The 12,878-nt window shown below is 58.3% G+C and carries 8 protein-coding genes; 4 read left to right on the top strand and 4 right to left on the bottom strand.

Features of this window, described 5'->3' with window-relative positions; translation table 11 throughout:
• Positions 1 to 7: 7 nt before the first annotated feature.
• Positions 8 to 1,747, top strand: a complete 1,740-nt coding sequence (locus AC1DWG_RS15845) for a PTS fructose-like transporter subunit IIB (RefSeq protein ID WP_477787979.1) — start codon at positions 8 to 10, stop codon at positions 1,745 to 1,747.
• Positions 1,748 to 1,835: 88 nt separating this feature from the next.
• A complete protein-coding gene (locus tag AC1DWG_RS15840) occupies positions 1,836 to 3,377 on the top strand; it encodes an alkaline phosphatase D family protein (RefSeq protein ID WP_477787978.1) in 1,542 nt (513 codons plus the stop codon).
• Positions 3,378 to 3,500: 123 nt separating this feature from the next.
• On the opposite strand, the gene AC1DWG_RS15835 is transcribed toward AC1DWG_RS15840, so the two are convergent.
• Both AC1DWG_RS15835 and AC1DWG_RS15830 read right to left on the bottom strand, forming a co-directional pair.
• A complete protein-coding gene (locus tag AC1DWG_RS15835) occupies positions 3,501 to 6,029 on the bottom strand; it encodes a PepSY domain-containing protein (RefSeq protein ID WP_477787977.1) in 2,529 nt (842 codons plus the stop codon).
• A 244-nt stretch (positions 6,030 to 6,273) separates the two neighbouring features.
• Positions 6,274 to 8,610, bottom strand: coding sequence for a TonB-dependent receptor (locus tag AC1DWG_RS15830; RefSeq protein WP_477787976.1), 2,337 nt, complete (start codon positions 8,608 to 8,610; stop codon positions 6,274 to 6,276).
• 207 nt (positions 8,611 to 8,817) lie between these two features.
• Between AC1DWG_RS15830 and AC1DWG_RS15825 the strand changes: the two genes are divergently transcribed.
• Both AC1DWG_RS15825 and AC1DWG_RS15820 read left to right on the top strand, forming a co-directional pair.
• Positions 8,818 to 9,498, top strand: coding sequence for a Fe2+-dependent dioxygenase (locus AC1DWG_RS15825; RefSeq protein WP_477763197.1), 681 nt, complete (start codon positions 8,818 to 8,820; stop codon positions 9,496 to 9,498).
• Positions 9,499 to 10,269 (top strand): tetratricopeptide repeat protein, encoded by a 771-nt coding sequence (locus AC1DWG_RS15820; RefSeq protein ID WP_477763198.1) that lies wholly within the window; start codon positions 9,499 to 9,501, stop codon positions 10,267 to 10,269.
• A gap of 101 nt (positions 10,270 to 10,370) precedes the next feature.
• Here AC1DWG_RS15820 and AC1DWG_RS15815 read toward each other — a convergent pair whose 3' ends face one another.
• Positions 10,371 to 11,384 (bottom strand): alpha-xenorhabdolysin family binary toxin subunit B, encoded by a 1,014-nt coding sequence (locus tag AC1DWG_RS15815; protein WP_477787975.1) that lies wholly within the window; start codon positions 11,382 to 11,384, stop codon positions 10,371 to 10,373.
• Positions 11,385 to 11,444: 60 nt separating this feature from the next.
• On the bottom strand, positions 11,445 to 12,626 hold the full coding sequence (locus AC1DWG_RS15810) for an alpha-xenorhabdolysin family binary toxin subunit A (RefSeq protein ID WP_477787974.1): 1,182 nt from the start codon (positions 12,624 to 12,626) through the stop codon (positions 11,445 to 11,447).
• Positions 12,627 to 12,878: the final 252 nt, after the last annotated feature.

Raw genomic sequence — 12,878 nt, 5'->3', positions numbered from 1 at the left:
GTTTGTCATGAAGTTAGCCATCGTTACGGCCTGCCCGAACGGCATGGTCACCAGTGTGCTGTGTGCCCGGTTGCTCGATGCCGCGGCCCAGCGTCAGGGCTGGAGCACCAGTGTCGAAATCACCGATACCGCGCATCCCGAAAAGCAACTGTCGGCGGCCACCCTCGACGCGGCCGAGTGGGTGCTGCTGGTGACCAGCGCACCAGTGGACATGTCGCGGTTTGTTGGCAAGCGAGTGTTCCAGAGCACCCCGGCCCAGGCCCTGCAAGACGTGGAAGCCGTGCTGCGGCGTGGAGCGCAGGAAGCACAGGTTTACGCCGCTGACGAAGCCGTCGTCGAACCTGTGACGGTACCTCAAAACACGCCGCGACTGGTGGCCGTCACCGCGTGCCCGACCGGCGTCGCTCATACGTTCATGGCCGCTGAGGCCTTGCAGCAAGCGGCCAAACGCCTGGGCTATGACCTGCAGGTGGAAACCCAGGGCTCGGTCGGTGCGCGCAATCCACTGAGCGCAGTGGCGATTGCCGAGGCCGATGTGGTGTTGCTGGCGGCCGATATCGAAGTCGCCACCGAGCGCTTTGCCGGCAAGAAAATCTATCGCTGTGGCACCGGCATTGCCCTCAAGCAAGCCGAAGCGACTTTGAAAAAGGCCTTGGCCGAAGGCCGGCAGGAAAGCGCATCAGGCGCTGCCAAAACAACGGTCAAACAGGAGAAAACCGGTGTCTATAAACACCTGCTGACCGGCGTGTCGTTCATGTTGCCGATGGTGGTGGCCGGCGGCTTGATGATCGCCTTGTCGTTCGTGTTCGGCATCACCGCATTCAAGGAGCAGGGCACGCTGGCGGCGGCGTTGATGCAGATCGGTGGCGACACTGCATTCAAGCTGATGGTGCCGCTGCTGGCAGGCTATATCGCCTATTCCATCGCCGACCGTCCGGGCCTCGCGCCGGGGATGATCGGCGGTCTGTTGGCGAGCACTTTGGGCGCAGGTTTCATCGGCGGGATCATTGCCGGTTTCCTCGCCGGTTATGCGGCCAGGGCGATCAATAAATATGCGCGTTTGCCGCAGAGCCTTGAGGCGCTGAAACCGATCCTGATCATCCCGTTGGTGGCGAGTCTGTTCACCGGCCTGGTGATGATCTACGTGGTCGGCAAACCTGTGGCCGGCATGCTCGCCGGCCTCACGCATTTCCTCGACAGCATGGGCACCACCAACGCGATCCTGCTGGGTGTGTTGCTGGGCGGCATGATGTGCGTCGACCTCGGCGGGCCGATCAACAAGGCGGCCTATGCGTTCTCGGTGGGGTTGCTGGCGTCGCAGAGTTACGCGCCGATGGCGGCGACCATGGCCGCCGGCATGGTGCCGCCGATTGGCCTGGGCATCGCCACGTTCATTGCCCGGCGCAAGTTCGCCCAGGCCGAACGCGAGGCCGGTAAAGCGGCGCTGGTGCTGGGGCTGTGCTTCATTTCCGAAGGGGCGATTCCGTTTGCCGCGAAAGATCCGTTGCGGGTGATTCCGGCGAGCATCGCCGGCGGTGCGTTGACTGGTGCGCTGTCGATGTATTTCGGCTGCAAACTGATGGCGCCCCACGGTGGGTTGTTCGTGCTGGCGATCCCGAATGCGATCAACCATGCGCTGCTTTACTTGTTGGCGATTGTGGCAGGGAGTCTGTTGACGGCGGTGGCGTATGCGCTGGTCAAGCGGCCGGAGACGGTGGAGTTGGCGGTAGAACCCGTCACCGCCTGACACCTGTCCCCTGTGGTGTTGGCGGGATCTGTGTCATGCCAGGGTCAAAGGTCCATGCTTTAGTTTTTCCTTTTTCAAGGAGAACACCATGAGCGATTTCAACCTCGGGCGCCGTCGTGTCATGCAAGCGGTCGGCGCCGGATTGTTGTTGCCAGGGCTGGCGCCGGCGGTGATTGCTTCGGTCAAGGACCGGCCGCAACTCACCGACGGCGTGCAGTCCGGCGACCTGCTGGGCGACCGGGCGATCATCTGGAGCCGCTGCGATCGCCCCGCGCGGATGGTGGTGGAGTGGGACACCCGCAGCCTGTTTTCCAACCCTCGACGTTTCGTCTCGCCCCTGGCCGATGCGCGCACCGATTTCACCGCTCGGGTCGAACTCAGCGGGCTGCCCGCCGACCAGGCGATTTTCTATCGCGTGCAGTTTGAGGACGCCCAGAGCGGCGTTGCCAGCGAGCCCTGGTTCGGTCACTTGCGCAGCGTGCCGCAGACCCGGCGCGACCTCCGTTTTGTCTGGAGCGGCGACTCCGCCGGCCAGGGCTTCGGCATCAACCCGGACTTTGGCGGCATGCGCATCTACGAGGCGATGCGCCGGCGGCTGCCGGACTTCTTTATCCACAGCGGCGACATCATTTACGCCGATATCCCGATCCGGGCGCAGCTCACCACAGAAGGCGGCCGGGTATGGCGCAACATCACCACCGAGGCCAAGAGCAAAGGCGCCGAGACCCTCGATGAGTACCGTGGTAATTACCGCTACAACCTGATGGACGAAAACATCCGTCGCTTCAACGCCGAGGTCCCGCAGATCTGGCAGTGGGACGACCACGAAGTGGTGGACAACTGGTCGCCCGGCAAGCAGCTGGGTGCGCGTTACCAGAGCAAAGATATCCACAGTCTGGTGGACCGCGCACGCCAGGCCTGGCTCGAATACGCGCCGATGCGCTGGCAGAGCGCCGATGGCGGCGGGCGGATCTATCGCAAGCTCGGTTACGGGCCCATGCTCGATGTGTTCGTGGTGGACATGCGCAGTTATCGCGGGGCCAATGACGACAATCTGGGCGAGGCCAAGCCATTCCTCGGTCGTGAGCAACTGGACTGGCTCAAGCGCGAAATGCAGGCCTCGAATGCGCAATGGAAAGTGATCGCCGCCGATATGCCCATCGGCCTCGGCGAAGGGGACGGCGAAGTCAGCCCCGGTGTCATGAGGTGGGACGCGGTGGCCAACGGTGACCCCGGCCCGGCCCAGGGCCGCGAACTGGAAATCGCCGAATTGCTCGGCTTTCTGCGGGCGCAGCAGGTGCGCAATTTCCTGTTCCTGACCGCGGATGTGCATTACTGCGCGGCCCATCATTACCACCCGGATCGGGCGGCGTTTCAGGATTTCGAACCGTTCTGGGAGTTCGTCGCCGGGCCTTTGAATGCCGGCAGCTACGGGCCGAATCCGCTGGATAAAACCTTTGGTCCTGAAGCGGTGTTCGAAAAGGCCCCACCGGCGCAGAACCTCTCGCCGTTTGCCGGGTTTCAGTTTTTTGGCGAGGTGAACATCGATGGGCAGAGCGGGGAGTTGAGCGTGGTGTTGCGCGATCTGGATGGTGTGTCGGTGTTTGAGCAGAAGTTGCAGCCGGTCTGATCGCTGGACACAAAGCCCCCGTGGGAGCGAGCTTGCTCGCGATGGCGGTCTGACAACCAACAGATTTGTTGAATGTAAAACAGTCATTGCGAGCAAGCTCGCTCCCACAGGGAATTCAGTGAATCAGTACACGTCGCGGCGGTAGCGGCCCTGTTCGATCAGGCGCTCCACTTCGGCGGCGCCCAACACCTCGTTGAGCACCTGGTCCACGCCTGAAGCCATGCCTTGAAGGCTGCCGCAGATGTAGATCACCGCACCGTCCGCCAGCCACTTCTTGAGCTCGGCTGCCGATTCGCGCAGGCGATCCTGTACGTAAACCTTTTCGGCCTGGTCGCGGGAAAACGCCAGGTCGAGGCGCGCCAGATCACCATTGATCAGCCACTCCTCCAGCTCCTTTCGGCACAGGTAATCGTGTTCGCGATTGCGCTCGCCAAACAGTAGCCAGTGACGTTGCTGACCGTCGGCAATCCGGGCCTTGAGGAGGCTGCGCAACCCGGCCAGCCCCGTGCCGTTGCCCAGCAGGATCATCGGCACCGGCTGCGCCGGCAGATGGAAACCGCTATTGCGCCGCACTCGCAGGCTGATGGAACTGCCTACGGGCGCGTGCTCGGTCAGCCAACCGGAGCCGACGCCGAGGTTGCCGTCGGCATGCACTTCCTGGCGCACGATCAATTCCAGCACGCCATCGGCCGGGATCGACGCAATGGAATACTCGCGCATGGCCAACGGCACGAGGGCCTCTGCCAACGCTTGGGCGTGCAGGCCGACCAGATGGGCGCGGTTCTCCGGCAACTGGCGGCTGGCCAGGGCCTGTTCGAGGGTTTCCTCCAGGCCGTTGAGTTGCACCCTGGTTTCACCGTGAATGCCCAGGCCGTCGAGGAAATGCTCGATGGCCCACGGGCAATTGCGCGGCAACACTTCCACCAGGTCGCCCGCCAGCCAGCTGCTGGTGGAAGGAGGCTTGAGGCCCAACAAGTACACCGGCGAGCCACTGCTGTCCGGGTTGAGCAGTTCACGACGCAGCAGGGTCCAGTTGTCGTAGTTGGGTGCTTGCCAGGTATCCACGGGGGCCTGACCGGTCAACAGGCCCAGTTGCTGTTGCCAGTGACGCAAGGCGTAAGGGTCACCGCTGTCGACCTCCACCGGGGCGAACAGGGTCTTTGCGCCATGTTCACCCAACCAGGCGTGCAGGCGTTTGGCGAAACCGCAGAAGTGTTGATACTGCCGGTCGCCCAACCCAAGGACGGCATAATTCAGGCGTCCCAGGCTCGGTGCCCGGCCCAGTACCTTGCGCTCGAAACCGCGGGCGCTGTCCGGTGCTTCGCCGTCGCCGAAGGTGCTGATGACGAACAAGGCATTGTTCGATTCATGCAAGTCCTGCTCGCTGACGTCCGCCAATGGTTGCACTTTTACCGGCAAGCCTGCGGCCTGCAATTGACCGGCGGTCTGCCATGCCAACTGCTCGGCAAAACCACTTTGGCTGGCGAAGCCGATCAGCCACGCCGGCGCATCGCTGGCGGTTTGCACGAGGTCTCTGCGCGCATCCTTGATCTGGCGTTTTTTGCGCCGACGATCCAGGTACAGCATCCAGCCGGTGACGAAGAACAGCGGCATGGTCAACGCGGTGAGGGTCAGGATGATGCGCCCGACGATGCCGAAGTAACTGCCGACGTGCAGCGCATAGATGCTGGTCAGCAGTTGCGCCTTGAGGCTCTTGTCGCTGTAGCGATCAACCCGTTTGACCACACCGGTGGCCGGGTCGAGGGTGATCTGGTTGAGGGCGCGGTCGTGAGGCGAAGTTTTCAGCAGGAAGTACACGGTCGCTGGTTGGCCGGCCACGGACGGCATGCGCACATTATAGGAACTGAGTTGCGGACCGGCCGCGCTGTAGATGCTGCTCCACATCGCCGCGTAATCGGCCGTCGGTGCCGGACCGCTTGGCGCAGGGCCGCGTCCGCCGCGAACGCGTTCGTTCTGCGGTGAGTCGGAGAGCAACCGGGTCAACCCCTTGTTGTACCACTCGTAGGACCAGGACAACCCGGTCAGCGCCGCCAGGAGGTAAAACACCAGGCACCAGGTGCCGGCCACCGAGTGCAGGTCCCAGTTGAAACTGCGACCCTTTTTCTTCCAGTCCAGAGTCAGCCAGGCGCGCCAGCTTCTCCACTGGCGAGGCCAGCGCAGGTACAGGCCGGACAGGCAGAAGAACACCAGGATCAGCGTGCACGCGCCGGTGATCTGCCGACCCGTGTCGCCCATGGCGAGAAAGCGGTGCAGTTGCAGCATCAGGCCGAAGAAGTCCTGGCCGGTAGCGTCGCCGAGGAACTCGGCCGTGTATGGATCGAAGTAGCGCATCTCGCCACGGCGTTCACCCGGCGGCGGGGTGAACCACACTTTAGCGGCGTTGCCGCTGTCGGTTTCCACGGTGAGCATCGAGACTTTTTTACCCGACGCGGCTTCGATGTGCTCCACCAGTTCGGCGGGTGGCAGCACACCGGCGACCTGCTTCTCGACCTGCAACACAGAAGGGTTGAGTGTGCTCAGGATTTCATCCTGAAACGACACCGTCGCCCCGGTGATGCCCATCAGGGCCAGGACCAGCCCGGCGCTGATGCCGAAAAACCAGTGCAACTGGAACAGGGTTTTCTTCAACACGTCGCTCGCCTTGTTCGTTCAAATTGATTCATCACGGTGCGCATTATGCCGTGGGGTTGTCGAGACGCATTCTTTTTTACGCACAAAAGCCCCGATCATATGGATGAACGGGGCCCTGCCCAATGTAGGAGCTGGCGAAGCCTGCGATCTTTTGATCTTCGGCGATTCAAATGCCGCCAACATTCAAGATCAAAAGATCGCAGCCTTCGGCAGCTCCTACATTGGCTCGACCTTCACAATTCCATCAGAAGTGGAAGTTGGTGCTCAGCAAGGCGGTACGACCGGCCGCCTGGTTGGCGAAGTGAGTCGAGAACGCCTTGTCGTAGTAGGTTTCGTCGGTCAGGTTCTGCACGTTCAGTTGCAGGTCGACGTTCTTGGTCAGCTTATAGGCCGCCATCGCGTCGTAACGAACGTAGGAATCAACCATGGTGGTGTTGGCGGTACTGCCGAACACGTCATCGACATAGAACGCACCGCCACCGATGGTCAGCCTTGGCGTGACCTGGTAGGTCGTCCACAGGCTGGCGCTGTTTTCCGGCGTGTTAGGTAACTGGTTGCCGTCATTGGCCGCGCCCAATGGGCCACCATCGATTTGTTCGCTGTCCATGTAGGCGTAACCGGCGAACACTTGCCATTTGTCGGTGAGCTTGCCGCTGGCCGACAGTTCGATGCCTTGAACGCGGGTTTTGCCGACGTTTTCGAAGGTGGTGGTGTTGGTCTGCACACGAGCGTTGTCTTTCTCGGTGCGGAAGATATCGGCGGTCAATGACAGGCGATTGTTCAGCAGATCCCACTTGGTACCGATTTCGTAGTTCTTGGTGGTTTCCGGCTCCATGTCGCTGCTCAGCAGGTTGCCGTTGCGATCCGGCGTGCCACCCAACGGGTTGCCTTCCGAACCTTCGCCCAAGGTGTTGCCCGGTGGCGTGGCAGACGTCGCGTAGGACGCATAGATGCTGCCGTTTTCGGCTGGCTTGTAGACCACGCCGAACTGGCCAGTGACGAATTCGCTGGTGTCCTTGCCTTTGGCTGCGTTGCCTTTGGTCACGACGGTGGCGCCGGAACCGTCAAAGGTACGGTACTGGGTATTGAAATGGTCATACCGCAGGCCCATGTTCACCAGCCACTGCTCGGACAACGTCAGGGTGTCGAACACGTACAGTGCGTAGGTGTCGGCCTTGGTGTTGGTGCCGGCGTAATTACGCGAGATGGCACCGTTCCATGGATCATTCGGGTTCGGGTTGGACAGCGAGGTGCAGTTGAAGCCGCTTGGCGCGCCGATCAGTGCCGGCGAGCAGTTGGTGGTCACCGCTGCTGTTCCCGGGGTGGTGTCCGTGTTGACGTTGTACGAGGACTTTTCGCTTTCCTCGTGGGTGTATTCGACACCGGTGGAGAAGCTGTTCTTGAACCCGGCAATGTAGACATCGCCAAACAGGTCGGTCTGGTTGGTGGTGGTCTCGGTGTTGCTCACGCGGGTGTTCGCGCGGCGCCAGACGCTGCCGTTGTTGACGTTGCCTTTACTGTCGTCCGGCTGGGTCAGGATGTAATCCTGCATGCTGGTGCCGTGACGCAGGGTGTTCTTGATGGTCAGCGAGTCGCTCAGGTCGTGCTCGATGGCGAAGGTCGCGGTGTCGGTGCGGGTCTTGCGGAAGTCGCGATCGGTCAGACCATAGAAGTTGCTGCTGTCGCCGCCGTCATTCGGCTTGTCCGGATTGGCCTTGGTACGGGCAGTCGAGCCACCGACCGGGATGGAGTACGGAATACCCGAGTCCGGCGTGTCATTGCTTTCGAGGTGGTAGTAGTCGAGGTTGACGCGTGTGTCCGTACCCAGGCCGAAGGCCAGGGACGGTGCAACACCCCAACGGTCGTAGTCGACGCTGTCACGTCCGGCGACGTTGCTCTCGTGGCTCAGCAGGTTCAGACGGCCAGCGGCGGTGTCGGTGAACTGATAGTTGCCGTCGAAGGTGTAGCGTTGGGTCTGGTCGGAGCCCCAGGTGAAACCACCGTCGAGCGAATCGCCCAGGTGCGCTTTCTTGCTGACCAGGTTGATGCTGCCGCCGGCGGCGCCACGGCCGCCGATCGCGGAGTTCGGGCCTTTGCTGACTTCGATCGATTCAAAGGCGAAGATCTCGCGGCTCTGGGAACCGGTATCGCGCACGCCGTCCAGATAGGTGTCGCCCTGGGCGTCAAAGCCGCGGATGAATGGGCGGTCGCCCTGCGGGTTGCCACCTTCACCGGCACCGAAGGTGATGCCCGGAACGGTGCGCAGCGCGTCCTGCAAGTTGAGCGAGCCGGTGTCTTTCAAGACTTGTTGCGGAACAACGGTCACCGAGCGCGGTGTGTCGATCAGCGGTGCAGTGTACTTGGGCGAAGAGGCTTTCTCGACGTTGTAGGTCGTCTCGTCCCGGGCTTCGCCGGTGATGGCGGTGGCGCCCAGCGAAATCACTTTGTCCGGTGCTTTTTCGTCGGTTTTTTCCGCCGCGAAAACCATGTGGCCCGCAGAGCCGGCAGTAATCGCCATGCCGATGGCCGATGCGAGCAAACGTGGTGAACTGACCGGTACTTGTGGTTGTTGACGCGACATTTGAATTCCCCTCCCCAAGGATTTGAGGCGGCGGAATATAGGGTAAACACGTATTTGTATCAATTGCGAAATATTGCTATTTGCACTGGATTTACATTCTTTACAATTTACCCTTACGGTTTTTGCTGACTCATTCGTCAGATGGGTTTTACAAGGGCAATAAGAATCAATACCATTGGCACCCCTTGGTTTTCAGGTGTCTTTGTCATGCTGCTGCACATTCCCGGCCTGTTCGAAAAAGACGAGGTGCAGCGCATTCGCGAGGCTCTGGAACAGGCCGATTGGGCCGATGGCAAGATCACCGCCGGCTACCAGTCGGCCAAGGCCAAGCACAATTTGCAGCTGCCTGAAGGGCATCCGCTGGCCAAGGAGATCGGCGCGGCGATGCTGGAACGGCTGTGGAAAAATCCGCAGTTCATGTCAGCTGCACTGCCGCACAAAGTCTTTCCTCCGTTAGTGAACTGTTACACCGCCGGTGGCAGTTTCGACTTCCATATCGACAACGCGGTGCGTCAGCCCAAAGGCAGCGTCGAACGAGTGCGCACGGATTTGTCCGCCACGCTGTTCTTCAGCGAGCCCGAGGATTACGACGGCGGCGAGCTGGAAATCCAGGACACCTTCGGCACCCAACGGGTGAAGCTGCCTGCCGGTGACATCGTGCTGTACCCCGGCACCAGCCTGCACAAGGTCAACGCGGTGACGCGCGGAACGCGACTCGCCTCGTTTTTCTGGACTCAAAGCCTGGTGCGCGAAGACAGCCAGCGCGCCCTGTTGTTCGAGATGGACGGGGCAATCCAGCAACTGGCCCGCGATGTGCCCGATCATCCATCGCTGATCCGCCTGACCGGCACTTATCACAATCTGCTGCGTCGCTGGGTCGAGGTGTAAGTGGCGGATTTTCGTTTACGCCGCGAGGAAACGCTCGACGGTGAACGCCTGCGTTCCATGCTCGACGAAAGCCCGGCACGTGCGGCCCAGGCCATCCTGATCGCTGCACGTGAGGGTGAGATCGAGGCCCAGGCCTTGCTCGGGCAGATTCTGCTGGACGGGCAGGGTATCGCGCAGGACCAGTCGCTGGCGTTACGCTGGTTCGGTATCGCCGCTCGCCAGGGGCACCTGATGGCGCGCAATATGCTCGGTCGTTGTCATGAACATGGCTGGGGTTGTGTTGCCGATGCCACGATTGCGGCACAGCATTATCGGATCGCAGCTGAAGGAGGGCTGGATTGGGCGATGTACAACTTCGCCAACCTGTTGGCCACCGGGCGCGGTGTGACCAAGGATCAGGTGCTGGCGCTGAACGGGTATCGGCGTGCGGCGGACCTCGGCCATGCGAAGTCGATGAACCTGCTGGGGCGTTATCTGGAGGAAGGCCGGTACTGTCCGGCGGACCAGGATGCCGCTTTCAACTGGTATCGACGTTCTGCTGAGGGCGGAGATTTTCGCGGGCAATTCAGCTATGCGGCTGTTCTGGCGCAGGCCGGGAAAGTCGAAGAGGCCTTGGTGTGGCTTCATCGGGCGTTGGAGGCAGGCAATCTGAGTTTCCTGCAAGTGAGCGGCCAGGCACTGCTGTGTGCTCCCCACCCTGATCTGCGGGCATTGGCCCCGCGCTTTCAACAGCGTGCCGAGCAATTGCAAAATCACGCGCAGGTGGCCTAGATACCGAGAACTGTAGCTGTCATCAAGGCGAGCGAAATGGCGTTGTGCGCGCCTTCGCTCGCGCTGATCAGGGGGTTATCTCCAAACGGAGCGAGCCCGGTTTAGCTTCTCCAGTCCTGGCGCAGGTTTTTCAAATGCTTGCTGAAGATGTTCGACTGTTCGATGAACCGTTTGACAACCGAATTGAAATCGTCCGCAGCATCATATTCATTAATCTCCAGGAATTTGTAAGCGGCGTCGACGAGGGTGCTTATCTCATTCGTATAAACCTCTCTGGGGGTTTGCACAGACTGGAATTCCACTAACTGATTTTTTTGGTCTTGCAAGGTTTTTATATCTTTATTAATACGGGCGAGGTTTTCACGGCGGCCATCAAGTCGCACCTGGATCTGGCGCCTGGCTTCAATCAGGTTGCCATATTTAATTCTGTCGCTGATTAAATTGAGGATCTTGCCAGCGACGGAAATACCAGTCTTGACGAGTTCAATTTGAGGAGCGGACAGGTTAAGGTCTGCAAGTTTTTCCGCCGTGAGAAAGAACTCTTTGATTAGCGAGAAAGTGTCCGTCGCTTCAATGAGTTTGATGGCGCTGTTCAGTTCTGATTCGTCTATTACCAGTTTCTCGATGTCGCTTTCCAGCTCTGCTACATTCGGGCTGATGTTGCTGATGGATGCTTCCAGTTCCTTGATGCGGTATTGGTTGTCGCTGAGGGTCACCGCTTTGAGGTTCACCAAATTGTTGTTCAGTATTGTTGCAAGTTTTGAGACTTCGGACGTGCCGATTTTAATCGATGAATTGATTTCTTCGTAAAAACTGTCTATGGCCTCCCGTTGCTCGGGGGAGGAGGGCTTGAGTTTCAGGTTTTCGATGGTGGTGTAAAAGCGTTGAATTTCGCTAATGGGTAATACGGTGGGTAGCAGAGTCAGGGTGCTAAGTGCTTGCTTGTCGATGGAATTCAATTCCTCCAGTAATGATGTTAATTGCTCGCCAAGTATCGGTAGGTAAACAGTGCTCAATGTACGTATTTTATAATGGAGCTCATCCCTGTTTTGCTTGATTTTTTTCATGTCGGGAGAGGGGTATTGAAATGGCAAGTCGAGAGTGTATACGGTCATGATTGTTCCGCCTTTAAAAAAGTAAGTTTCGGATTTGGCATTGGTGTGCAAGCCGGAATATCAGATAGTGCTCGTGGCATTGTTGAAGGCGGTCAGTAAATCACCTGCCTGCTTTTTTATCGCTGACCAGTTATCCATCATCGTGGTTAGCCTGGAGACAAAAGACACCAGGTACATGGCATTGGTAACGCCATCGAGTCTTTTGCTGGATGAGTCGATATAAGCCTGTATCAATTCCCAGAGGCTTTCGAGGTTCGATGAACTGCCAGCAGCACCTTCAATCCTGACATGCAGGTCCTGTAGGCTGGTTTCGAATGCCCGCAACGATGCGAGGATCGCATTGGTGGTTGCAACTTTTGTTTCGATTTCACGTCGTTCGGTTGTTAGCAGATCCAGTTCATTACGAGCCTTGTTGGCGTTGTCTCCATATATTGTAGAAGCAATGATAAAGCCAATTGCGCCACCGATGAGTCCCCACCATTTACTTTTGGAGTATTCTTCGATTTCCGCGAGTTTTCCGTTGATGCGCTGGTTGAGAATTTCAAGCCTTTCATTGAGCAGTTTTATTTCTACGTCGAAGTTGCGGCTGTTGCACAGGGCTATTTTTAAACCCAGTGCCGGTTTCAGTGAGTTGCTGATTTTCCATTTGAATTCGGTGATCTGGGCTTTGGTGATCTGTGTGCTTGCGCTGTGTTCGGTAATAACTGCTTTAAGCTCTTCAACCAGTTCCAGTAATGCCGGAATTTTTCGTTTCTCATCTCCAGTCAATTGGATTTCCGGCAGATTGTCGATTTCCTCCGGGCTCAGGCCACCGACTTTTCCGATTCCGCTGATGTAACTGGGAAGGCTCGTCAGATAGTGAATGATGGATTGACTGCTTGAAGTGAAATTGTCGGCAAATACATGAAGATCCGAACCAACTCTCTTCATGTTTGATTCCAGTGGCGACCAGGTTTCAGCATGATTTCTCATGGATTTATACAATTTTTGCATATCGGCAGATTTAAGCCCGGCGATATTCAGTTGGTCATACTTGTGTATCTGTTCTATTTCATCAATTTCGATGGGTAGCGCCAGTCCGGCATTGACGTAGCGTCTTATTTTTCTGATGTCATCGTTTGTAACCAATAGTCCACGTTCACGCTCGACACCTTCGAGGGTGCCGGAAACGGCCCCCATGAAATCCGATGTCAGTGAGTTAAGTTCTTCGGCGGTAATGGTCTGTTCTTGAATGGCTAACATGAAAATCCCTTTTATGTTTTTTCGTCATGGAGGTCCTTGTTGTTGCCGCTGAAAAGTAATGGTAGTTGTGGTTAAAGTTAAGTCTGGAAGAATTTCAATGTGTGTCGGGTAGGGAGTGAAACTCTGAGTTTTGCTGTTTCTATTGAATAAAGTGCAGCTTTCTGATATCGAAACGTAATGTGTTGTGAAGTTGCTTTGAAATCGCTTTCAAGAGGAAATGGTAGAAATAAAAAAGGCCTGTGATTACTCACA

The organism is Pseudomonas sp. P4_B3, from assembly GCF_056402295.1.
Note: the sequence above shows the minus strand (reverse complement) of the source record. Positions and strands in the feature narration are given on the sequence as shown.